Consider the following 25274-nt stretch of genomic DNA (forward strand, 5'->3'; position numbering starts at 1 on the left):
ATCTTTTTTTTGAGCCCTTATCCCGAATTGGGGTTAACAATAATTCATCTTTGCTTAGTTTCGAGCATGTAAAAACAAAAAAAGCCCCTCTGACTCACTATTGAGTTAGAGTGGCTTTCGAATACAGATTATGACTAACTAGATATCAAACTCAAGCGCTCTATCACCATTCTCGTCTTTGATACGAGTTGGCAAACCAATCTTATTCAATAGGTTGATAAGTGGTTTGGCGTCCAGTTCTTCGACGTTGACCATCTTGCCTGCATCCCACTCACCCGTAGCAATAAGCATGGCAGCTGCGACAGGTGGCACACCGGCAGTATAAGAAATGCCTTGGCTACCCATCGCCTCATAGGCTTCTTTGTGATCAGAGACATTATAGATAAATACTTCGCTATCTACGCCATCTATCTTGCCTTTGACCTTGTCACCGATACAAGTCTTGCCAGTATATTCTGCTGCTAAAGAGCTAGGGTCTGGTAGTACGGCTTTCACCACTTTTAGCGGGATGACTTCTTGCCCTTCAGCGGTCATAACAGGCTGTTCAGACAATAAACCTAAGCTTTGAAGCACGGTAAAGACATTGATATAGTGCTCACCAAAACCCATCCAAAAGCGAATGTTTGGTACGTCTAAGTTGGCCGATAACGAGTGAATCTCATCATGTCCGCTCAGATAGCTGTTTTGCATACCGACCACTGGCAAGTCATCAGTACGTTTGACTTCAAACATTTTATTAGACTGCCATTTGCTATCTTGCCAAGAGTAAACCGTACCCGTAAATTCACGGAAATTAATCTCAGGATCAAAGTTAGTAGCGAAATATTTGCCATGGCTACCAGCATTGATATCGATAATATCGATGTCTGTGACCGAGCCTGCATCCATCATGTCATAGCCAAGACGCGCATAAGCGTTGACCATACCGGGATCGAATCCTGCACCTAAGATAGCGGTGATTTTATTGTCGGCACAGCGCTGCTTACGCTGCCATTCATAGTTGTTGTACCATGGCGGCGTCTCGCAAATCTTGCGCGGATCTTCATGAATAGCCGTATCAATATAAGCAACTTCTGTTTCGATACAAGCTTCTAGTACACTCATATTCAAAAAAGGTGAGCCAACGTTGATAACGATTTGGATGCCTGTGTCTTTTATCAGCTGTATCAGCGCAGGGATATCCATGGCATCGATTTGGTGCGTATGCAAAGTCGCTGGCTGCTTGAAGCTGCCTTTGTCCTGCACACTTTTAGCGATGGCATCACACTTATCTTTGGTGCGTGAGGCAATATGAATATTACCGAGCACGTCATTATGCATGGCACATTTATGCGCAACTACTTGAGCGACACCGCCTGCTCCAATGATAAGTACGTCTTTTTTGTTGGTTGTAGCTTGTTGGTTTGTGTTCAATGAACAATCCTCCTTTGTGTCCCTGTCGATACCATTGATAGCGGCTATGCAAAACAGAAACGAGTGAATGATATGCGTGAATTAAAAAGGAAGACCGAGGAAAACCCACGCACCCGTCGGGCAAATGCCATTTTTTACTAATGGATATTTGCCCGAGGCGATTATAACAATTTTTTAATCTCTTTTTGGCAAAAATTCATGAATGAACAGCAATCTTATTAACAATGTAAATATGATGCTAAAACTCCATTCTGAATATTAAGACAAGCTGGCCTTATAATCTTGATAATCAAACTCACGCTGCACATCAATCCTACCATCAAGGCGACGAATGACAATAGCGGGCATGTTAACACCGTTAAACCAGTTTTTCTTTACCATGGTATAACCTGCCGCATTACCAAAGCTAATCTGATCGCCTATCTGTAAATTATTTGGCAAATCATACTCACCAAAGATATCTCCTGCCAAACAAGAACGACCATAAACAATGGTGTTTTCTGACATATCCTCTGTTTCATCGAGGTTGACAGGCAAGGCTGAGATAGACGCATCGTTAATGGCTGTAATAGGCGCAGACTCACGATAAATCAGTAAATCTAGCATATGCGCTTCAATAGAAGCATCAACCACGGCCAAGTTTTTTTCGTTATGCATGGTGTCTAGTACGGTCGTGACTAGCGAGCCAGCGCCATGAATGCTCGCTTCACCCGGCTCAAGGTAGACTTGCACGCCATATTGTTCGCTAAATCCTTTTAACCTTTCAGCGAGCTTTTCTAGTGGATAATCAGGCGCGATAAAGTGGATACCGCCGCCTAAGCTTACCCACTCTAATTGCGCCAGAATATCGCCAAATCTGTTTTCAATATCTGCCAGACTTTCGCTAAACGCTTCAAAGCTGTCATTTTCACAGTTGTTATGAATCATAACGCCAGTAATGTCACCAAGTACTGCGGTGATTTTATCTTTATCGTGCTCGCCTAGACGACTAAAAGGACGAGCAGGATCAGCGATAATAAACGACGAGTTACTGGTTTTTGGATTTAAACGCAGGCCGACAGGAATGTCTTGCGCACGTGCCTGCTCGCTAAAAGCATTGAGCTGCGAGATTGAGTTAAAGATGATCTTATCCGCGTATTTTAATACCTCAGGCATCTCATCTGCACTATAGGCCACACTATAAGCATGTGTCTCTTTTTTGTCTTTGCTACTCGCATCATCATTATTGCCAAAAGTCTCATAGCCCAGACGGACTTCATTGAGTGATGACGAAGTCGTACCATGCAGATAAGGCTGCATAATATCGAACACGCCCCATGTGGCAAAGCATTTCAGTGCTAATAATGCCTTTGCACCGGACAGCTCGCATAACCTTGCAATGATTTGCATATTGGCAACGATGGCCGCTTCATCGAGTAAGTAGTACGGCGTTGGCACGTTGATAGACTGGCTGGTAGATTTGGTAAAAGTTGGATTGGTAGACGATGTATTCATGATGGTGCACCCGATAGCATTTGATAACAGTAGCGCATAATATTTTTCGCTATAGTAGACTAAATTCATCATGATTAGAATAGCTTATGGCACTTTCAACTGATTACTCATCATCAATGAGCAAGACTCAAGCATCCCAATTAACTCCAAAAGATATTGATTTGAGCCATCTCAATCCTGATGCGCGCGCTGTCTTAGACTTTTGGTTTGACAAAAGAAACGAGCCTTATTGGTTCAAACAAAACAGCCACTTTGACAAACAAATAAAAAGTAGGTTTAACGATATTTGGCAGGCGGCAAAACTTGGTGAATGCGGACCGTGGCGGACCGTTGAACTGTCTACAGATGATAATAGCGCTATCACAGCATTGGCGGGACGATTAGCAGAAATCATTATTTTAGATCAGTTTTCACGTAACCTGTATCGCGGACAAACGACTGCCTTTGCACAGGATGGTATGGCAGTCGTTCTGGCACAAGAAGCTATTCAACAGCCCTACTTTGATACGCTGCCGATGGAGTGGCGTAAGTTTATGATTATGCCATTTATGCATTCCGAATCAGCAATCATTCACGATCGCTATCTACCGCTATTTCAAAAGCTAGACGATGCGACGACTCTAGACTTTGAACATCGCCATAAAGAAATCATTGATAAGTTTGGACGTTATCCTCATCGTAACAATACGTTAGATCGCGAATCCACCTATGAGGAAGAAGTGTTTTTACAAAAACCAAACTCGTCGTTTTAAAGATTAACGTACGTTAATCGTCATTAATATAAAAGCATTTTTGACATAAGCGCACTTTTAACGTAAAGGCGTTTTGAACACCAAAGCACCTAGGATATTGACGATAAGAATACGCCCTAATTTTCTAGCACTTTGCGAACAGGTGCAAAGCTACGCCTATGCTCAGGTAATACGCCATGTTTTTCAATCGCCTCCATGTGTGCACGCGTCGGATAACCTTTGTGCTTCGCAATCCCGTACTTTGGGAACTGAGCATCGAGTGCATACATTGCTTGATCACGGCTCACTTTTGCCAATATACTGGCAGCAGCAATGGCAGTATGGCGCGCATCGCCCTTCACCCAAGCTTGGCAATCAATATTCGCTTGCCCTACGCCAAACTTACTGAGGTTAGCGTAATTTAGTTCTGGGCAACGATTACCATCGAATAGCACCTCAACTTGCAACGGATTAACAGCAGCTACCTCCACCTCAAAAACCATGGCAAAATGCTGAGCAACCACTTCTATCAATGTTTCGATACATAGGCGCATCCCTAGCATGGTCGCTTGCAATATATTGACCTGATCGATGACCGCAGCAGGGATATTAGCGACGACATAGCCCACTGCATACTGCTGAACCAATGGATACAGGACGTCTCGTTTTTTTTCACTCAACTTTTTAGAGTCTGTCAGTATGGATAGCGGTGTACTCTCAAGCGGGTGATCTTCTATCAATCCTGACCAACTCGCTGGTAATATCGCAGCGGCAACATTGACACTACCCAGCAATGGCCCACGTCCTGCCTCATCAACACCAATCTGTAGTGCTGGCTGTGTTGATTCTGGGCTGGTAGTGCTCGAATATTGAGCAAGCAGCTCAGCGACATTAAGTTGCCCAAATAAATGAATGGGCGCTGCCAATTGGATATATTGACCTTTAACATCAATTGCCTGAATACTCATTTCAATCGGTGTCATAGTGCTTTCAGTACAGTGCTGATTATTCATAGTCATGTGATGTCTTTTTATCAAAATAGTCAATTAATCTCATTTGTATTAGGGCGTGTCCTCATTTTAAAAATGGTGATAAAAATGAGATAAATTGCCGTCAAATGAGGAAAATAGTGCAGATAATATCAAGATATTGACCAACTATTTGACGATGTTTGACAAAATTTAGCTATTTTTAGCCCATTTAGAGGACACTCGTTTGAATTGAGGACACGCCCTAGGATGCGACCCACTTAGAAAATGGTGATAAAAATCTAATCATGCTTAGATCATTTAAAATATAGTAGGTGTTGAGAACATACCCTAATTATTCTCTTGCATAAACCATTGCTCAATCACGCTATTGGCGGGGCTATGGTTACTCTGCTGTTGCAGCGATTGCTTCGTAGCCACGAGGTCGTTTAGTTGCTCAGCATAGGCACGTGGTTGTAATAAGCGCATGACCGTACGACAAATATTATTGCCACTTGCCTGCTCTTGAATCAGCTCAGGAACGATTGCAGTACCCGCCAAGATGTTGGGCAGTGCCACATAAGGCACTTTCACTAAGCGTTTGGCTATCTGATAAGTTAGCTTGTTTAATTGATAAACCACCACCATTGGCCGTTCCAATAGCATTGCTTCTAACGTTGCCGTACCAGATGCTAGCATCACAATATCTGATGCAGCCATCGCCTGCTGACTAAATGTTGGCTGGCTATCGTCGTATACCACGACGATTGCGGCACGAAGCTGCTCTGAGCGTTTGTCTATTACCTCTTGAACAATATATTGATGATTTTGGTCAACCGTTGGAATGATAAAACACAGCTTAGGATCTAGCAGTATGAGCTTTTGAATACCATCTAACATCAATGGCAAAATAGCCGTAATCTCTCCGCGTCTAGAGCCTGGCATCACACAGATCAGCTGGCTAACATCATCAAATCGTTCAACAAAAAACTGTTGTAAGCCATCATTGTGCCAAACCAACTCGCTACGGCGCTGATTGATTGGAACCTCTAACACTGTCTGATCAATGGTGTGCAGTAGCGGATGACCAACACAGATGGCAGGATGATTATGGCGCTCATATACGGATAGCTCAAAGGGAAATAGGCAAAGCACTAGGTTGGTCGCGGCTTTAATATTATGAATACGCGACTCGCGCCACGCCCAAATAGAAGGGCTGACATACTGCACACAAAATATGCCTTGTGGCTTTAATTTTTTAGACACTCTAAGATTAAAATCAGGTGCATCAATACCGACAAACCAATCGATATCAACCAATTTAAATGCGCTCAACAACTCACGCCGCGCTTTTAGCAAATCAGGTAGCTGTGACATGACTTCTACTAAACCCATCACTGCCAAACGTGACAAAGGAAAGATGCTTTGTAGCCCTTGCGCTTGCATCTTGCTACCGCCCACACCTACCCAGACAATATCATCGCGCAAGTTATTCATCTGCTGCATAAAATCTGCACCCAAGCTGTCACCTGAAACTTCGCCTGCAACGATACCGATGACTAGTGGCCCGGCCGTCAACTCAGAAAGCTGAGGATTAGCCCCTGTCTGTGCTGCTAGACCAGTATGTGTATCAGGTGTTGCAAAATCTGTCATGACACGCTCTCAATATTGAAATAGTAAAAATATAGTGGTTTATCAAAATAAGGTAAATGATAAATAAATCGTATTATAAGATATTCTCTGCACTAACATCCTGTCATCCACGAACATGCAAGACACCAGAAATACCATTTATGTTGCCATCATACGTGACGATGGTATAAATAGCTAAATTAGCTGATAAAAGTAGTGTTATAGTGATTTAAAGGCAACGTTTGTATTTTATAATAAATAGAAGTTTGCTATCGATAGATGCCAATTCAAGATGAAAAAGATACAAGTATAACTAAGTTTTGTTTTTATCATTCCAGTTATGAGTCAATAAACTCATCGACTACCCTTGTCAACCGCTTGTTTTGTCCGCATAATGATTGTTCCTATAATTTAGCTAGACGATATAATCATGACGACACCAGCTACCCATAATGCAGATATTGATGACGTGAACATTGAACAATTCATCCCCTTAGTCACTCCAGCTGAGCTAAAAACTGAGCTACCTTTATCAGACAAAGCCTATCAAACGGTTTTAAAAGGTCGAAATACCATCCAAGATATCTTGGATGGTAAAGACAAACGCCTGTTTGTAGTCATCGGTCCTTGTTCTATCCACGATATCAAAGCCGCCCACGAATATGCCGATCGTTTGGCAGTATTGGCAAAAGAAATCGAAGACAGTATCTTTGTGGTTATGCGTGTATATTTTGAAAAGCCGCGTACTACCGTTGGTTGGAAAGGTATGATTAACGACCCTGATATGAATGACAGTTTCGATATCGAAAAAGGCCTACGTATGGCTCGTAAGCTGCTACTGGATTTGAATGAAAAAGGATTGCCTTGTGCGACGGAGGCATTAGACCCAAACACCCCGCAGTACATGCAAGATTTGATTAGCTGGTCAGCGATTGGCGCACGCACAACTGAGAGCCAAACTCACCGCGAAATGAGCTCTGGTCTATCGTGCCCAGTGGGCTTTAAAAACGGTACTGATGGTGGCATGACTGTCGCCGTCAACGCGATGCAAGCCGTAAAAGCAGGTCATAGCTTCTTAGGTCTGTCATCAGACGGCAAAGTATCTATCATCAAATCTAAAGGCAACCCATATGCACACGTGGTATTACGTGGTGGTAATGGTAAACCTAACTATGATGAGACGGCGGTTTCTGAAGCAGAAAACGCACTGGCTAAAGGCAAAACCAGTGGCAAGATTATGATTGACTCAAGTCATGCTAACTCTGGCAAAGACCCGTACCTACAGCCTATGGTTATTAATAACGTCGCTGAACAAATCCAAAATGGCAACAAATCTATTATTGGTATGATGGTTGAGAGCCACTTAAAAGGTGGTAATCAGAAACTAACGACTGATTTAAGTCAGCTCGAGTATGGCAAGTCTATCACTGACGGTTGCTTAGATTGGGATAGCACAGTGACTGCATTATACAATCTACGCGATATGGTAAAAGACGTATTGCCTAACCGTTAATCGTCCTCACAAACCGTTATTGAATACCTAAAAAACCCCGCCCGACATTTTTATGTCGGGCGGGGTTTTTGATGCGTATGCACTGATAAAATACTTCATACCAGTCACAAAAATGACAATTAAATAAGGCTCATGTTGTCAATCGTCATTTTTGTGTTTATGGCAGGTCTTGATATCATTACACCCTACTCACTTGCTGAGCCTAATACGCTGTTTAAGCTTTCTAGTACATGCTTTGATGAAGCTTGTTTTTGCAAATCCATCAATTGCTCATGCGCCATTTGACGAAGTGGTTCAGCCAACGTGTTCCAGCGTGCCAATACTTGTACCAAACGTGAGGCTAAAACGGGGTTAGAATCATCTAGCTTTTTAATCACGCCTGTATAGAGACTCAAGCCTTCTGCTGTCCACAGCGCCGTTGGCTGTGACGTAAAAGCACTGATAACTGAGCGTACTCGATTGGGTGTATTCCAATCAAAATCAGCATGAGCGATCAACGACTCAATGGTATCAGGCGTAACAGTATCAGCAGACGCTTGCACACTGAACCACAAATCGATGACCAAATCATTGGCTTGAAAGCGCTCATAGAAATCTGCTAAGTAGCTCTCAGCATTTTCAACTTGATGATTGACCATGGCTTTTAATGCGCCAAAACGCTCAGTCATACAGCTCGCATTATCGTACTGCTGCTGTGCCCATGCCGCTGCATCTTTGACTTGCGCCGTCAGCGCCATATCTAATACCACGTTTCGCAAGGCACGAGTGCCACGGGCGGCTGCACTGTCTTCATAAGACTGCATAGGCAACTGCTCATAAAGCGTTTGCCATTGATCTTTTAACGTCTCTGCCAATTTCTGATACAAGCCCTCACGCTGTGCTTTGACTACGGCTGGATCATAATTACTGTGGATAGCCGACGCCAGCTCTTGGGCTGATGGAATATCAAGCAAACGCGCTGCAAGCATCGCATCATTAGCAGCTAGCTCAGGTAACGTCTGAGCCAATGCTTGTAGATATACTTCAGGACTGCTTTTCGCACCCTTGCCTTGTAATAAAATACGATTGACCAGCATTTGTGTTACTTGCCAGCGATTAAAACCATTGGTCTCATGCTGAAGTAAAAATGCCAAATCTTTGTCTTGATAATCATAACTAAGCTGTACTGGTGCACTGAAATCACGCAGCAATGACACGACTGGTTCGCTAGTCACATTTTCAAAACTAAAGGTTTGTGTAGCCTGATTTAACAAGAGCATACGCTCCGCAATAATATCACCGGACTCTTGATCAAATAATGCGGTCGCAACCGGAATAGGCAATGGTTTTGGTGCATCAAAACCACTGACATGACGGGTCTGCTGACTGAGTGTAATGGTCAATGTCTGCGCTGCGCTATCGTAGTCTTGATGACCAGAGACGACTGGCGTACCTGGCTGACGATACCAGTCAATAAAGCCTTCAATTTTGCTATCGGTAATACTGAGCGCCGATAAAAAGTCTTCAACCGTCACGGCCTGACCGTCATAGCGGCGGAAGTACTCATCCGTTCCTTTACGAAAATCATCTGGTCCTAGCGTATTGGCAATCATACGCACAATTTCAGCACCCTTCTCATAGACAGTCGTCGTGTAAAAGTTATTAATCTCCACAAAACTCTCAGGGCGTACAGGGTGTGCCAACGGTCCGGCATCTTCTGCAAACTGATGCGCACGCAATGTCGCGACATCATCAATACGCTGTACAGCGCTCGACTGTTGATCTGCTGAAAACGATTGATCGCGATAAACGGTAAAGCCTTCTTTTAGGCACAATTGGAACCAATCACGGCAGGTGATACGATTGCCTGTCCAGTTATGGAAATACTCATGAGCAATAATGGCCTTGACGCTAAAACTCCGTGAATCAGTCGTCGTTTCAGGACTGGACAATACACAGGCTGTATTAAAAATGTTCAAACCTTTATTTTCCATCGCCCCCATATTAAATTGACTAACCGCGACGATCATATAACGATCTAAGTCATACGCGCGGCCATAATTGACCTCGTCCCACTCCATGGCATCTTTTAGCGCTTGCATACCGACATCACACTTATCAATATCAGCAGATTTTGCATATAGCTCAAGCGCCACCTCTCGGCCTTCACTCGTCGTATAAGTGTCCGTCAATACATCCAAGTCAGCGACGACACAAGCAAACAAATAGCTTGGCTTATTGGTTGGATCATGCCAAATGGCGTAATGACGATCTGGCGCATCTGTAACCTCACCTGCTTCCACCAAGTTACCATTGGCCAGTAGTGTTGGGTAACGCTTATCCGCCTCCAGACGCGTGGTAAATATCGCTAACACATCAGGGCGGTCGGGATAAAAAGTAATCTTTCGAAAGCCTTCTGGCTCGCATTGCGTGACAAACATAGTATCGTCACCACTACCCGCCATGTACAACCCTTCAAGTGCAGTATTGGTCTGCGGACAGATGCGTACTTCAATATCTAACGTTACTGCATCAGGGGCGTCCGCTATTATTAGCTTACCGTCTTCTTGTTTATAGTTCTCAGTAGTCAAAGCATTACCATTCATGCTGATAGTCAGTAGCTCTAAATCCTCCCCAAATAACACCAGTTCACCCGCCGTTTGACGAACCATTTTTAGCGTACTACTGACTTTCGCATACTCTGTAAACAACTGAATATCTAAATCAACCGTTTCGACATCGAAGCTGGGCTTTTGATAGTCTTTTAAATTGATTTTGCTCGGTGCAGTTGGTGGTACATCAGGCATCTCAGGATTGATAATTTGAGCAGCGGTTTCAGCAGTAGACATATGAGTTCCTATTATTTTTTATGATATAAATATAAAATTGGTGTTGGTACGGTTACTGACGTTGGTACTGGTATTAGGACTGACTAGACTTATAACTAAATTGACCTAAACTACCAAATTTCAAGTGTATATCTCAATATTATTATGTTCATCAGTTACGATATACCTAGTGAAGCAATAGAGCTAACAGCATAAATCAGTGATTGGATAATAATGATTAAAATGATTTAATAGACTCACCTATGACTCACTTTCTATAAACGGTCTATTATATGACAAAGCACGCTACCAGCCGCTCAGATATTACACTACCATTATTAATCAATTACGTTGATGCTCTGCTACCATCATTAGCCATACAAGAAGAGACTCCCAAAACGACTGATCAGACTTTTGACATTACGGAGTTATTGTGGGTGGTAGAGGACAAAAATGCACAGTCAGCTGTAAAAGCGCAACTCGAAAATTACTTGCATCATCAAAAAAATGACGTCGCAATAGCAAATTCTGATACATTACAAATCGTAACTCTATTAGAGCTTACCAAACAACAAACACCTGAACGTTATGAACTCGCCTGTTTTTGGCTCCCTACTTTATCAGTGGAACGCCTGCAGCATTATATTCCGTTATTGATGCGCTATCGTGATCTTTATGCGGCACATCTACTTATTGCTATCAACGACACCGCCGACCTAAAACCCTATGGCTTTACGCCATTTGATATATTGAGCGAAAAACCTGAAGAAATGACAATCGTTAATCAAACTGAATCAGTCGAATCAAACGTACCATCATCAGCAACGACCACACTTTGGCAATTTAATTTATATGACTATAAACAACTACCAAATTGGCTGAATGCTGACTACTGGGCCAACCCTGAAAACTGGGGGAAGCACCGCTGGTAGCAGGCTTTATATCTATATGTAAATTCTAGAATTATTTACAGTAAAACTAATTACATAAAGTAACATTTAGTATATTATAGATAGCAATTGCCTAAGTTTTATCCTAAGCAGTTCAAAAAAACAAATTTAATTAAAATTTTAGGAGCTCAGTATGTCAATTAATTTTTCTAAGATCGCCGTTCTAGCTGTGTTATCAAGTGCTGTGGCTATTACAGGTTGTGCGACCAAAAGCGCCACCTCTGAAGTTGTAGTGGCTCCACTAGGTATTCCAGGTGGCCAAAGTGGCTACAATGGTGCTATTTCAATGAATAACTCAAACGCTATTATTGCTAGTGCTCAGAACCTACAAGCCGTTGTTTATTTTGACTTCGATAGCAGCAACATCACAGCTCAAGCAGCCAGTGTTCTGAATCAACATGCAAACTTACTGCGCTCAAACCCATCAGCAAGTCTTGTCATCGCAGGTAACACTGATGAGCGCGGTAGCCGTGAATATAACATCGCATTAGGCGAACGCCGTGCCCAAGCAGCACGTAACTACCTTGCTGCTCAAGGCGTTTCTGCAAATAATATCCGTGTCATCAGTTACGGCGAAGAGCGCCCTGCTGCTGCGGGTAATACTGAAGCCGCTTATGCACAAAACCGCCGTGCTGAATTGTCTTACTAAGAGTCGTAAAGTCGATCAGAATCAAGTAAGCTTAACTTGATTTATAAAAGCCCAGCGATATTATATTGCTGGGCTTTTTACGTACTATCAAACCAAATTTCTACTAACCGATATAACTCATAATGCCAACCTTACGCTTGACGCATATTCAATTTACTCAGCTCCAGCCCATGACTTGGTGTGCCACCGCACAGGTGAGAGAAATCTCATACTTTAGACATCAAGATTGGTGGGACAAATCATTGAGGCAGCCAACTGGTAACGCTTCATATATCAATTCTACATATATCAATACTGACACATGGGATAAATGTAGTTGGCAATATCATCTACCATCAGCTAATTTATCAGTAGGTGATATCGCTCGCACCCAACGCCAACGACAGCGTCAAGGCGTACGTCTGTTGTTACAGCAATTACTAGATCATCTAGCGCTTAGCGATACGTTAGATGAGTCCAACTTTCCGTATCGTCTTGCCAAGGCTGGACACTATGTGTGCTTTAGTCATACAGGCAATAAAAGTAACAGCAAGCTCAACGAAAATACAAATCAAACCATCAATGTACCATTAAGTAGTACCGTCGCTGTGGTGATTAGCCCTCATCGTCCTATAGGTGTGGATGTAGAGAACAACAATGTCGCATGGCATGTTGCAAAACGATTTTACTCAGACAGCGAGATTGCAATCTTACAATCATTACCCATGACGCAACGCGACATAATCGCTAAACTGCTATGGCAAATAAAAGAGAGCTTTATTAAGATTTATCAATACACTCTGGCACAGGGTTTGGGCATCGACTACGCCTACCTTATTAATGACTTAATTGTTGCCATGGAAAAACAGCCCTCTTTGACTGTCATAACAGACCATAAATTATCATACCAAATCGCTGTTTTATCGACGCAACAAACGATCGTTGTTTTTTAAGTAGACAATAATCCTGGTGCATTGAACAATGATTTTCACTTTATTTTAAACGCAAAAAAACGACCCTAAAAAGGATCGTTTTTTTGTTTACTCTGCATCTAATGACAGTCTTTAGACTGTGACTAGATTAGAAACGGTAAGTTGCACCAACTTTTACAATTGGCATCCACTCTAGCCAATCTTTATCTTCAAGCTCTTTTTCAGCAGCTTTAGCAACATCATCGCCTGTCACGGTAGTAGTACCACTTACAGTTGTAGCTTTAACGTTACCAGTTGCATTGCTTGAAACAACAGTAGCATCAGTTTTGCCCATATAAGCAGCACCGATTTCGCCGAACACACCCCAATTATTGGTAATGTTAGGACGGAAACCGATAGTTGCGTAAGGTGCTACTTTGTTACGATGCTCCATCGTGCCTGATAATGTTCCAGTCTCGCTAGCATTATAATCAATATTATCAATTCTATAGTTAGGGCCTTCTGCATTAGCAGTTACATCAAAATCGTTGTCAGGTACGATGATACCACCACCAACTGTAAACCAGTTACCAGTAGGACGTAGTTGCACACCTATGTAAGGGTTGCTGAAGTCTGCATCAACATCATAATTTACATCGTCAGCGTCAAAATCACCACCGAATAGGTCAGCAACATCGCCACCGGCCCAACCAGCTTGTAATTCAGTATTTTCGTTTAGTGCCCAACCAACATTAGCACCATAACCTAGCGTACCAACTTCAGCACTAACAGCGGCTGGATTCACTGCTGTATTGAAAAGTGTCTTGGTACCACCAACGACTGCACCAGTAGTGTTGCGAACAGCACCAGCAGTTTTACCGATAACACCTGTATTCGTATTTTGGTTGGTAGCTTCAGCTTGATAAGCAGGCTCTGCTTCATAAGCAACAGCAACTGGCTCTGCTTCATATACGCTTGCATCAGCTTCATCAACAACGACAACTGGCTCAGCAGCTAAAGCAGCAGTTGATGCTAGAACAGCAGCAGAAATAGCAGTTAATTTGATAATTCTCATTAATCCTCTCCTAAAAGTATGGGATAAATCTCCCGTAAAAAAATGACAGTTCAGATTTTGATATCAATCATTTTGTTGAGCAGATTAAAACAATTCTGGCTCGTAAAGTCATCCCTATAGATGCGCTTTTTATTTGCCGTTATGTAAAGATTGCATAGGTCTTGTAATAATTACTACATCAATCCGTAAAACTCTTAGTTTCTGTTACACAACACTCTTACAGCAACTTAATAGCGTAAACATCGATATCGGACAGCTTAATGTTTATGTAAAGGTATTACAAAACATGTCACCATAGTGTGACACTTCACTGTCTAACTCAATAATAGTTATATAGCTTATTACTACGATTTGTTATGCTTTGTGAGTTAGTGTAGCTATTATTACTTCAAACACAATTTGAGATACATAAACAGATGATACGAATATTGCTACATCAGGCTATTAGATAGGTTATCTAACACTTGTTTGAACTTGATATTATGCTAAATTAGAAGTAGTAATAAATATGTCACAAATTTATTTTTTTACTACTACCTACTATCTTGCTGATTAACAAATCGTGGTATTTCCTACTATATTGTTTTTAATATTATTGAGTGTCTTATATGCCTAAAGTATCGTCAATCACCCGTGTTTTAGAAATCATCGAGGCAGTATCCTACGCTTCTAAGCCACTTTCGCCACTTGAGTTATCACAACAGCTAGACATCCCCAAGCCAACCATTCACCGACTGATCCAAAACTTGGTCGATGAAGGGTTTGTGACGGTTGATATAGGTGGTGGTATTATCCCTGGTAAGCGAGTACGCAACTTAAGTGTCGAGCTGTGGCAGCAACGCCAATTTTTTAATGAAAGACAAGTCGTCTTGCATAAACTGGTGGAAGAATTAAAAGAAACTTGCGGTATTGCTATTCCTTATCATATGGACATGCTCTACACCAACCGTGCACAGACGCCTTTACCACTACAGATTTATCTTCCAGTAGGTGCGAAATCCCCTATGTGGTGCACTGCTACTGGTAAGCTGTATTTAAGTCAGTTATCTACCACCAGTCGCAACAAGATACTACAAGGTCTGCCATTAGATAAATTCACCAAAAACACCATTACTGATATTGGTGCGTTAAACGAGGAACTGGATCGTATTGCTGAGACAGGCGTGGGTATCGATAATGAAGAGTTTATCTCTGAAATGGTAGCCGTATCCGTACCTATCTTGGATAAAAAGTCACGCTATCTGGCCTCGCTATATATTCATGCGCCTACCGTACGTCTATCGTTAGATGAGCTGTTAACACATGTGCCACGATTACAAACAGCAGCACAAGACATTCAGTCTCTCGTATATGAACTACAAAGCTAAAGCGGTGATCGTTACCAGTGGTAGTCGTTAAACAATTAAAAAAAGGCCTGCACTAATATCTTAGCGCAGGCCTTCTTATATAGTTGAACCCATCTTTATAATGTGTCAAATACTATGCCTTTGTAGACTAAACCAGTTTGATACCGTTAATCTTACTTTTTGAGATTGGTGCTAAGAGAGTACCGAGCTGTCGTGAAGCGCCATAATACTAGAAAAATCTCTATCGCCATTTTCAACTGTATGTGCTTCATACAACTCTGTGGCCTTGGCTCCCATCGGTGTATTAACATTTGTATTCTGAGCGGTTTGCAAAGCCAGATTAAGGTCTTTTTGCATCAGCTTAGTCATAAAGCCACCTTGATAGCCATTGCTCGATGGTACATTATCCATGACTTTCGGGTAAGGATTATATACTTCTAACGTCCAGTTTCGACCTGAGCTTTGTAGCATAATATCTGAGAGCACCTTGGGATCTAGGCCGTTTTTGACGCCCAAATTAATCGCCTCTGCTGTTCCAGCCATGAGAATACCTAACAGCAGATTATTACAGATTTTTGCGACTTGTCCGGCACCATGCTCGCCAGCGTGAAAGATATTTTTTCCCATGACCGCCAGTATTGGCTCTGCCTTTGCAAATGCATCAGCACTGCCACCCACGATGAAAGTCAAACTGCCTGCGATAGCGCCGCCCGTACCACCAGAGACTGGCGCATCTAAAAAGTCTATACCTGCCTGACTCGCGGCCTCCGCCACTATCCTTGCATCAGCAGCAGCGATGGTACTACTATCAATAACCAATGTGCCCTGCGGTAGTTCTGAAAGTAGACCCTTGCTTTTACTCTCTCCTAAGCCCATGTCACCTAGATAGACAGAATGGACATGCTTGCCAGCGGGCAACATGCTAATGACGACTTGTGCATTGCTTGCAGCCCCTTTAGGACTATCCGCCACCTTAGCACCTGCTTGCTGTAATCGCTGTGTCGCATCTTTAGACAAATCATAGACAGACAACGCATAACCTGCTTTTAACAAGTTCTCCGCCATCGGTGCGCCCATGTTACCAAGCCCAATAAAAGCAATATTTGGCTTTGCACTGCTACTGTCGGCAGCATTTACATCCTGTGTATTCATCTCATCATTCCTTGATGGTTATATAATCAGTATGACGCATGCTTGTGTATCATGTACGTCATGTCATTTAGTGTGGTAGGTTTAGTTAATACCAATCAAATGGGTGATTTGATTGGTTAGCGGACAAACTGGTTGCCTGCTGCTTCACTACCTAGCCAATCGTCAAAAGGGTGTTCGCCTGTCGCATAAGGGTTTGCAAAGTGCTGTTGAATATATGCTTGTCCTTTTGTATCAAGACAATCGGCTAATGAACGCGACCACTGCGGACTTCTATCTTTATCGATGAGTAGCGCACGTACCCCTTCTTTAAAGTCGGGATTGGCCGCACAATGTACAGCCACGTTGGTTTCTAGATATAAAACCTGCTCTAACGATAGCTCAGGCACTTTATGATACAGCGCATAAGTTAAAGCAACGGTAACAGGACAACCATGTCGATAAGTAGCTACTGCTCGCTGCACCCAATTATCAGCTGCAAAATCAACATCTAACTGTGCGAGCGCTTCATCGCTTTGCAATATGGTATCGATATCTCCCAAGCTACCGCTATTCATCAACTGCTGAATAGGTTGCCAGTATTTTGCTAAATTGCTAGGTGGCAGTTCAGTGCCTGATTGCGCGGCAAGTGCACGGCTAACGATACCATGAGCGCTGTTGCTATCGCACTTGTCTGTACTACTAGCAGCTAATTGCCAGTCACTCTGTTTTAAACTTTGTATGACAGCATCATAAGCATTACTAGCAACGGCATACTCTGCTAGATTGGCCAACAGCGCATCATTGCCATTACACATCGCTCCTGTTAAGCCCAAAAACAACCCTGTTTTGGCAGGCATATTCTGCAAAAACCAACTGCCGGAAGCATCAGGAAATAGTCCGATAGTCACTTCTGGCATCGCAAAACGTGTACGCTCTGTGACTAGGCGATGGCTACAAGCTGCCATCAGTCCCATACCGCCGCCCATGATGATGCCATCACCCCAAAGTATTATCGGCTTGGCGTAAAAATGCATCTGGCGATAGAGGCTATACTCATGACTAAAAAACTCTGTCGCATAAGGATTTGGTAACGGCGCACTGGTCGACATACTGTCATACAGCTTACGAATATCACCACCCGCACAAAAAGCCTTGTCGCCTGCCCCTTTTAATACCAGAGCGACTATCCGTGCATCACTTGCCCACGCATCTAGCTGCTGTGATAATAATTTGCACATATCAACACTCAGCGCATTGAGAGATTTGGGCGTATTGAGCGTCATGACCCCAATCAAATGACCACAATCTGTCGATTCAGTGCTAAACAATACTGGCGACTTTTGCGCTGTGCTTACTGTGACTGCTTGCTTATTGTCTGCTGTTGATATAACTACTGTCATAAAAGATACCTGCAAAAATTAAAATGAGTAAAACGACTGTTAGGACATCTTACCTACAGACTATTTGTTCTGCCAATGAGGTTTACGCTTCTCTAAGAACGCTTGCACGCCTTCACGCTGATCCTTGGTATCGAATAACTTAACAAATGCTTCGCGCTCATATATGAGATTTTGTGCAGGTGGCGTGTTTCTCGCAGCTTGAATAAGCTGTTTAGAATAGCTGACAGCGACAGGAGATTGCTTCGCAACTTTTTGTGCTAATGCTTGTGCCGCTTTTAATCCCTCTCCTTTGGCAACAACTTCTTCAACGAGGCCAATACGTAACGCCGCTCCTGCATCCACGCGCTCACCGCACAATATCATGCGCTTTGCCCAGCCTTCACCCACTAAAGCCGTTAGATTTTGTGTACCGCCGGCACATGGTAATAAGCCGACGCCCGTTTCAGGTAATGCCATTTGGGCATGCTCTTCTGCAATACGAATATCACAGGCCAGCGCACACTCCAGTCCGCCACCCATCGCATAGCCGTTGATGACAGCAATACTGACACCGCGATACGCTGATAGCGCCTCAAACGCGTCGCCAAAAGCAATTGCCATGCTGACTGCGCGGCCTTTATCACCATCTGAGAAATTATTTAAATCAGCACCCGCTGAAAAGAATTTTTCGCCGGCACCGTGAATGATTAAAGCATACATATCATCATTGGCATTCAAATCAGTTACTAGCTGTTTGAGTGCTGGCAGACTCTCCATCGTCCACGTATGGGCTGGCGGGTTATTTAATGTCACAGTAGCAGTATGGCCATCAATTGCTAACTTAAGGTTGGTATAATCCGTCATAAATAGTCCTTTATTTTATCTGAATTTGGTATGGTTGAATGGTTAGGCGTTAAGCTCTGTCATCAAGTAGATTAAACACATGCCCTAATAGGCTTAACGCAATTGATCCAACGCATCATCTTGTAATAGCTGACGCGAGATAATCACTCGCATAATCTCATTGGTGCCTTCCAAGATTTGATGTACACGCAAATCTCGCACATGACGCTCAAGTGGATACTCATTTAGATAGCCATAACCACCATGTAGCTGTAATGCTTCATTGGCAACATCGAAGCACAAATCAGTAGATAAACGCTTTGCCATTGCGCAGTAGGTAGACGCTTGGACATCATTGTTATCGACTTTGCTCGCTGCTAGATAAAGCATTTGTCGCGCGCTAATGGTCTGGGTCAGCATATCGGCAAGTTTAAACTGTACCGATTGTAAATTAGCAATCTGGCTGCCGAATTGGCTACGCTCTTGCACGTAATTGGTCGCGGTCTCTAGTGCTGACTGTGCTGTACCAACCGCACAGATACCAATGTTGATACGACCACCATCTAAACCCTTCATCGCAATACGAAAGCCTTGACCCTCCTCGCCTATCAAATTCTCTACTGGAACTTTGACATCTTTAAAACTAATCGTGCGTGTCGGCTGTGCTTTCCAGCCCATTTTATGCTCGTTTTTCCCATATTCGATACCAGCACTATTAGCATCTACCACAAAAGCCGAAACTCCCTTTGCGCCTGCGCCGCCTGTACGTGCCATGACGACTAACACATCCGTAGACCCTGCGCCTGAAATGAATGTTTTCTCTCCAGTTAATACATAATGCTCGCCTTGCTTATCTGCTTTGGTACGTAAAGAAGCTGCATCAGATCCTGCATTGGGTTCCGTTAAGCAATAGCTACCCAACCACTCGCCGCTGACCATGTTAGGTAAGTATTTTTTGCATAATTCATCACTACCATATTCGCCAATCATCCATGCGGCCATATTATGAATACTCATATAAGCAGCAACAGCAGTGTCGCCCCACGCAAGCTCTTCAAACACCATGGCAGAGTCTAAGCGCGGTAATCCCAAACCATCATATTCTGGATTGGTATACAATCCTAAAAATCCAAGCTCGCCTGATTTTTTTATGACATCGACTGGGAAATGCGAGGTGCGATCCCATTCTGCTGCATGTGGTTTTAGCTCTTTTTGGGCAAACTGCCGAGCGGTTTGGCGGAAGGCAATTTGGTCGTCGGTCAATGAAAAATCCATGAGGTCATCCTTGTGCGTGCATAGCAAATATGGTGTAGAGAATTTTATAAATCGTCAGTCTAATATTTTTCATATAGTGTTGGCTATACAGTATAGCAGCGACATAACTACAATCATAAGATCATGCTTTGCTAAAATATGCCTTAAGCAGGATTATCGCTATACCGCAAACATATCGAACGAGCGATTAAATTGAAATGGTGGTATTGACGCCGCGGCTCGCTTCATCATCAAACCAACGCGCAGTGACAGTTTTGGTTTGAGTATAGAACTGCACGGCTTGCTTGCCATACGGACCAAGGTCACCAAGCTTACTGGCACGTGAACCTGAGAATGAAAACATCGGTAGTGGCACAGGAATTGGCAAATTAATGCCAACCTGACCGACTTGAACGTCTTGTTGGAATTTGTGTGCGGCAGCACCTGACTGAGTAAATATCGCTGTGCCATTGCCATGTGGATTGGCATTGAGTATCTCAATTGCTTCGTCCAGATCGGCTGCACGCATGACACACAATACTGGCCCAAAAATTTCCTGCTGATAAATTTGCATATCAGTAGTGACATTATCAAAAATAGTTGGGCCGACAAAATTACCTTTTTCAAAGCCCTCAACGGTAATGCCACGACCATCTAGAATCAGACTTGCACCCTCTTCTACTCCAGCACCAATTAAATGCTCGACACGGGCTTTTGCCGCAGGAGAAATCAGCGGGCCTAGATCTTTATCATGTTTGCCTGCTGATACGACCAGCTTTTCCGCTTTGGCTTTAATATCATCAATCCACTCACCTGCAGTACCGACCAATACCACCACTGACAGCGCCATACAACGTTGACCCGCCGCCCCAAATGCTGCACCTGCTAGCTGATTAAGCGTCTGCTCTTTATTGGCATCCGGTAAGATAACACCATGATTTTTTGCGCCCATCATGCACTGAGCACGCTTACCTGATTGACTGGCACGCTCATAGACATGTTTGCCAACAGCAGTAGAACCCACAAAAGAAACAGCTTTTATATCAGGGTGATCACAAATAGCATCGACAGTGGATTTTCCGCCATGTACGACGTTGAGCACACCTTCAGGTACGCCCGCTTCAATTGCTAATTCAACCAAACGCATGGTGACCATGGGGTCTTGCTCAGACGGCTTAAGGATAAAAGTGTTACCCGTGGCAATGGCCATTGGGAACATCCATAGCGGAATCATCGCTGGGAAGTTAAATGGTGTGATACCTGCACACACACCTAGCGGCTGCCAGATGCTATAGGTATCAACGCCTGATGCGACGTTTTCAACAAAGTCACCAATCTGTAAGTTTGCAATACCTGCTGCATGCTCAACCACTTCTAAACCACGGAATACATCACCGCGGGCATCCGCAATGGTTTTACCTTGTTCAGCGGTCAAAATCTCTGCTAGCTCATCCATATGCTCGCGTATCAATGCTTGATACTTTAAAAATATACGAGCACGTGTGGTTATGGGCGTTTTGCGCCATGTTTGAAAGGCAGTCTGAGCGGCGATGACCGCTTGGTTGATTTCATCATCGGTCGTTTGTGGAACCTTTGCGATGACTTCTTGGGTGGCGGGATCTGTGATATCAATCCATTCGCTGGTATCAGAATCGACGAATTGACCATTAATGAGCTGCTGAACGTGGTGCATAAGATATCCTTATCTTGTTTGCGAAACGACTATTTACGAAACTACTGACATATAACCAATTTTCACCTTGGTAAAGGTTCTAATTTTATTGATGATCATCAATTATATAAATTTAAAATGATTTATTATGTATCGTTATTGACTATAACAATAATTCATTTTTGTGGTCAAGCCCTTTATCAAATTTTTATCTTAGCGTGAGGGATCCTAGTTAAGGCCTCGACATTATCGTCGGCTTGCGCCTGGCTTGGTAAGCTTTTAGCGATCAGCAGTCCTAATATTTGAATATCAAACAGACCCATATTCGCCAGTCAAGATTATGGGGATTTAAAATTAAAAAAGCCCATGATAATTCATGAGCTTTTATACAATATTGAATGTCCTTATGGATCAGTTATCGATAGATTCATATTTCGTATTCATCAATAATCCTTCATAGACTGCTTGATCGCATCAATCGCGGGTGGATTATCGAGTGTCGACATATCGCCTGTTTCCTTGCCTTCTGCTAATGCACGAATGGCACGGCGTAATATTTTTCCAGAGCGAGTCTTTGGTAACGCTTGCGGAAAATAAATAGCCGCGGGCCTAGCAATACCGCCGAGAGATTTAACCACGGCACCGATGACTTGCTGCTCAATACGAAAACGGTTTTCCGTGGTTGCCACTTGCTCATGATCTCTCAGCACACAGAACGCAATCGGCAACTCCCCTTTCAACTGATCTTGAATACCAACAACCGCACACTCTGCCATCTCTGAATGCATGCTGATCGCCTCTTCAATCTCTTGCGTACCAATTCGATGACCAGCGACGTTAATCACATCGTCTGTACGCCCTAAGATATAAAAATACCCATCCTCATCAGTCACGGCATAGTCGGATGTAGAGTACTGTTGACCATCGAACAAACCAAAATAGCTGCTGACAAATCGCTCATCGTTGCGCCATACCGTGGTTAGACAGCCGGGCGGTAGAGGCGCTTTGATTGCAAGTAAGCCTTTTTCGCCCGCAGCACAGAGCTCACCTGTCTCTTCATTGATAACTTGTGCATCGTAGCCATACATTGGATAGCCAGGCGATCCTTGCTTATGCGGCTTATGATTAAACTTTGGCGTATTGCTTAGAATGGGCCAACCAGACTCTGTCTGCCAATAGTGATCTAAAATAGGAACCCCTAAATGCTTAGTAAGCCAATTAGCTGTTGACTCATCGAGTGGCTCACCTGCTAAAAAGAACGACTTAACACTTGAGACATCGTAACGCGTCATCCAAGCTTCATCTTGTTTTTTGAGCATTCGTACACCAGTCGGTGCAGTGAATAGTATATTGACCTTATTGGCCTCGACAATCCGCCACCAAATACCTGGGTTTGGTCGATGTGGCAATCCTTCATACATGACACTGGTCATGCCAGCTAACAATGGCGCATAGATGGTATAAGAATGACCAACGGCCCAGCCAATATCAGATATTGCCCAAAACGTGTCTCCTGCTTTGCCATCATAGATATAATCCATCGAGGTAGTGAGCGCGACTGCATGACCACCCGTATCACGTTGCACACCTTTTGGTGTGCCCGTCGTTCCGGAAGTATACAGAAGATAAGACGGTGCATTAGACTCTAACCATACTGGCTCTACAACAGCATTTGTCTCACAACTGACGCGGCGCTCGGTTGCATAGTCCACATCAATATCTTGTGGAGCAAATGGCAATACACCTCGGTTGACAACCAACACATGCTCAGGCTTTACGTTAGCTTGCTCAGCCCCTTGATTGACGAGGCTTTTATAATTAATAACCTTACCACCGCGCAAACCTGCGTCTACCGTGACAACCATTTTTGCTTCAGCATCATCCATACGGATCGCCAAATTATGTGCAGCAAATCCGCCAAATACCACTGAATGTACGGCACCAATACGAGCACAAGCCAACATCGCATAAGCAGCCTCTAGTATCATTGGCATATAAATAATGACGCGATCACCCTTACCGATACCATGACGTTGCAGCACATCCGCAAAATAATTGACTTCTTTATACAAGTCATTGTAAGTCAAACGGCGCTTAGTATAGTCTGTATAAAACTCGACGTTGTTGCCTAAATCTTTAAATGAATCAACGACTGCGGGAAATGTCTCAATCAATTCTTGGTTAATCTCTGATGACAGCCAAATGAATGCATCTTGCTCTGCGCGCTCTTCGAGGTGACGATCTACGCAGTTATAACAAAGATTGGTCTCACCGCCCACGAACCACTTAGCGAACGGCAAATTACTGTCATCAAGAATTTTATCAGGCTCTTTATGCCAGTAGATACGCTTGGCTTGCTCAGACCAAAAATGTTCACGATTATTAATAGAATCGTGATAAATATCAGCAAAACTCTGAGTGTTATCAGAGGGTCCTTGCGGGTTTTGAATAGAAACGTGATTGCTGCTTTGGTCGGTGCGTTGATTGATGGCTTGCTCGTTCATAATGGCTATCCTTAGCGTAAACGATGGGTAATAAGACACTATCTTTATAATATAAACTCTTATTGCACACTATCATAATGCAATATTGGCTGTCCTTGCCAAAACTAAAAAAACCGATACATTACGTATCGGTTTAAAATGTATCAGAGCTAAAGATAAAGGTCAACTACATAAAACTATACTTCTGTCTGATCAGCATACGTTTTTCGCATGGCTTTTTTATCATGCTTACCGACAGAGGTTTTGGGTAGATCATCCACAAACTTAAACTGGCTAGGCACGCCATATTTAGGAATCATACCCCGCTCTACCGCTTTTTCAGCAATGGCTTTGATATCATCAACACTCGTACTCTGAGCATCAGGTTTTAGAACAATCAAGGCCAATGGACGCTCGCCCCACTGTGCATCACGAACACCAATGACTGACACATCAGCCACGGCTGGATGCAGCGATAAAATAGTCTCAATCTCTAAAGATGATATCCACTCACCACCTGATTTGATCACATCTTTTAGGCGATCGGTAATACCAATATAACCATCAGGGCGTATATAAGCGATATCTTGGGTATGCATGTAGCCATTATCCCATAGCTCCTTACCCGCATCCTCATTCTTTAAGTAGCTTTGGGTCAGCCAAGGTGCCCGCAATACCAGCTCGCCTGTATGTTCTTTGCCTGTATCAACTGATTTGTTGTCTGTACCCCACACTTGGGCATCAACCATGAGCACAGGCTTACCCGTCATACAGCGGCGCGCGATATCTTCGTCATCGGACATCTCAGGCTCATTGAGACTAAATTCAGTCAAGCTAATAAGTGGTGCCGTCTCTGACATACCATAGCCAGTATAGACTTCAATACCTTGAGACATGGCAAGCCTTGCTAGACCTTCTGTCAATCGTGAGCCACCGATGATCATTTTTAAACCATTAAAACTGGCATCACGATCCTGCGCTTCTTTTATTACCATTTGTAAAATCGTTGGCACACAATGAGTGATACTGACTTTTTCATTGATA

At 43.3% G+C, this 25274-nt stretch carries 19 protein-coding genes; 6 read left to right on the forward strand and 13 right to left on the reverse strand.

The window, feature by feature from the left end; genetic code table 11:
* Positions 1-138 precede the first annotated feature (138 nt).
* Both ACT3SX_RS06880 and ACT3SX_RS06885 read right to left on the reverse strand, forming a co-directional pair.
* Positions 139-1413 (reverse strand): saccharopine dehydrogenase family protein, encoded by a 1275-nt coding sequence (locus ACT3SX_RS06880; RefSeq protein ID WP_192519269.1) that lies wholly within the window; start codon positions 1411-1413, stop codon positions 139-141.
* A 258-nt stretch (positions 1414-1671) separates the two neighbouring features.
* Positions 1672-2907, reverse strand: coding sequence for a carboxynorspermidine decarboxylase (locus ACT3SX_RS06885; protein WP_192519268.1), 1236 nt, complete (start codon positions 2905-2907; stop codon positions 1672-1674).
* An 86-nt stretch (positions 2908-2993) separates the two neighbouring features.
* Here ACT3SX_RS06885 and ACT3SX_RS06890 point away from each other — a divergent pair, with 86 nt between their 5' ends.
* Positions 2994-3659 (forward strand): DUF924 family protein, encoded by a 666-nt coding sequence (locus ACT3SX_RS06890; protein WP_192519267.1) that lies wholly within the window; start codon positions 2994-2996, stop codon positions 3657-3659.
* Positions 3660-3775: 116 nt separating this feature from the next.
* Here ACT3SX_RS06890 and ACT3SX_RS06895 read toward each other — a convergent pair whose 3' ends face one another.
* Together ACT3SX_RS06895 and lpxB are read right to left on the reverse strand one after the other, a co-directional pair.
* Positions 3776-4657, reverse strand: coding sequence for a ribonuclease HII (locus ACT3SX_RS06895; RefSeq protein WP_225739163.1), 882 nt, complete (start codon positions 4655-4657; stop codon positions 3776-3778).
* A 300-nt stretch (positions 4658-4957) separates the two neighbouring features.
* Positions 4958-6259 carry a lipid-A-disaccharide synthase gene (gene lpxB / locus ACT3SX_RS06900; RefSeq protein WP_192519266.1) on the reverse strand — a complete coding sequence of 434 codons (1302 nt, stop codon included), beginning with the start codon at positions 6257-6259 and terminating at the stop codon, positions 4958-4960.
* 409 nt (positions 6260-6668) lie between these two features.
* Here lpxB and ACT3SX_RS06905 point away from each other — a divergent pair, with 409 nt between their 5' ends.
* Positions 6669-7751, forward strand: coding sequence for a 3-deoxy-7-phosphoheptulonate synthase (locus tag ACT3SX_RS06905; RefSeq protein ID WP_192519265.1), 1083 nt, complete (start codon positions 6669-6671; stop codon positions 7749-7751).
* A 185-nt stretch (positions 7752-7936) separates the two neighbouring features.
* Here ACT3SX_RS06905 and pepN read toward each other — a convergent pair whose 3' ends face one another.
* The gene (pepN, locus tag ACT3SX_RS06910; RefSeq protein ID WP_413038449.1) at positions 7937-10537 is read right to left on the reverse strand and encodes an aminopeptidase N; all 2601 of its coding nucleotides are present in this window, start codon (positions 10535-10537) and stop codon (positions 7937-7939) included.
* A gap of 314 nt (positions 10538-10851) precedes the next feature.
* Between pepN and ACT3SX_RS06915 the strand changes: the two genes are divergently transcribed.
* The 3 genes from ACT3SX_RS06915 (at position 10852) to ACT3SX_RS06925 (ending at position 13089) form a co-directional block, all read left to right on the forward strand.
* Positions 10852-11490, forward strand: coding sequence for a DUF6231 family protein (locus ACT3SX_RS06915; protein ID WP_192519263.1), 639 nt, complete (start codon positions 10852-10854; stop codon positions 11488-11490).
* Between the two features lie 151 nt (positions 11491-11641).
* Entirely contained in the window at positions 11642-12157 is a 516-nt protein-coding gene (gene pal, locus ACT3SX_RS06920; RefSeq protein WP_192519262.1) for a peptidoglycan-associated lipoprotein Pal, read from the forward strand.
* Between the two features lie 122 nt (positions 12158-12279).
* Entirely contained in the window at positions 12280-13089 is an 810-nt protein-coding gene (locus ACT3SX_RS06925) for a 4'-phosphopantetheinyl transferase family protein (protein WP_192519261.1), read from the forward strand.
* Between the two features lie 127 nt (positions 13090-13216).
* On the opposite strand, the gene ACT3SX_RS06930 is transcribed toward ACT3SX_RS06925, so the two are convergent.
* On the reverse strand, positions 13217-14122 hold the full coding sequence (locus tag ACT3SX_RS06930; RefSeq protein WP_192519260.1) for a hypothetical protein: 906 nt from the start codon (positions 14120-14122) through the stop codon (positions 13217-13219).
* 608 nt (positions 14123-14730) lie between these two features.
* Between ACT3SX_RS06930 and ACT3SX_RS06935 the strand changes: the two genes are divergently transcribed.
* Positions 14731-15489, forward strand: coding sequence for an IclR family transcriptional regulator (locus tag ACT3SX_RS06935; RefSeq protein WP_192519259.1), 759 nt, complete (start codon positions 14731-14733; stop codon positions 15487-15489).
* Positions 15490-15660: 171 nt separating this feature from the next.
* Here ACT3SX_RS06935 and mmsB read toward each other — a convergent pair whose 3' ends face one another.
* The 7 genes from mmsB to ACT3SX_RS06970 form a co-directional block, all read right to left on the reverse strand.
* A complete protein-coding gene (gene mmsB, locus ACT3SX_RS06940; RefSeq protein WP_192519258.1) occupies positions 15661-16620 on the reverse strand; it encodes a 3-hydroxyisobutyrate dehydrogenase in 960 nt (319 codons plus the stop codon).
* A gap of 116 nt (positions 16621-16736) precedes the next feature.
* Positions 16737-17999: an enoyl-CoA hydratase/isomerase family protein gene (locus ACT3SX_RS06945; protein WP_442069644.1), complete on the reverse strand. Its 1263-nt coding sequence runs from the start codon at positions 17997-17999 to the stop codon at positions 16737-16739.
* A 60-nt stretch (positions 18000-18059) separates the two neighbouring features.
* Positions 18060-18842, reverse strand: coding sequence for an enoyl-CoA hydratase (locus ACT3SX_RS06950; RefSeq protein ID WP_192519256.1), 783 nt, complete (start codon positions 18840-18842; stop codon positions 18060-18062).
* Between the two features lie 93 nt (positions 18843-18935).
* A complete protein-coding gene (locus ACT3SX_RS06955) occupies positions 18936-20096 on the reverse strand; it encodes an acyl-CoA dehydrogenase family protein (RefSeq protein WP_192519255.1) in 1161 nt (386 codons plus the stop codon).
* A 187-nt stretch (positions 20097-20283) separates the two neighbouring features.
* Positions 20284-21768 carry a CoA-acylating methylmalonate-semialdehyde dehydrogenase gene (locus tag ACT3SX_RS06960; protein WP_442069646.1) on the reverse strand — a complete coding sequence of 495 codons (1485 nt, stop codon included), beginning with the start codon at positions 21766-21768 and terminating at the stop codon, positions 20284-20286.
* A gap of 422 nt (positions 21769-22190) precedes the next feature.
* Positions 22191-24251, reverse strand: coding sequence for a propionate--CoA ligase (locus tag ACT3SX_RS06965; RefSeq protein WP_225739162.1), 2061 nt, complete (start codon positions 24249-24251; stop codon positions 22191-22193).
* A gap of 176 nt (positions 24252-24427) precedes the next feature.
* Positions 24428-25274, reverse strand: an 847-nt coding sequence (locus tag ACT3SX_RS06970) for an AMP-binding enzyme (RefSeq protein ID WP_442062008.1), incomplete at its 5' end; no start/stop codon positions are given.

The organism is Psychrobacter sp. AOP31-B2-9 (assembly GCF_052378005.1).
Taxonomy (GTDB): domain Bacteria; phylum Pseudomonadota; class Gammaproteobacteria; order Pseudomonadales; family Moraxellaceae; genus Psychrobacter.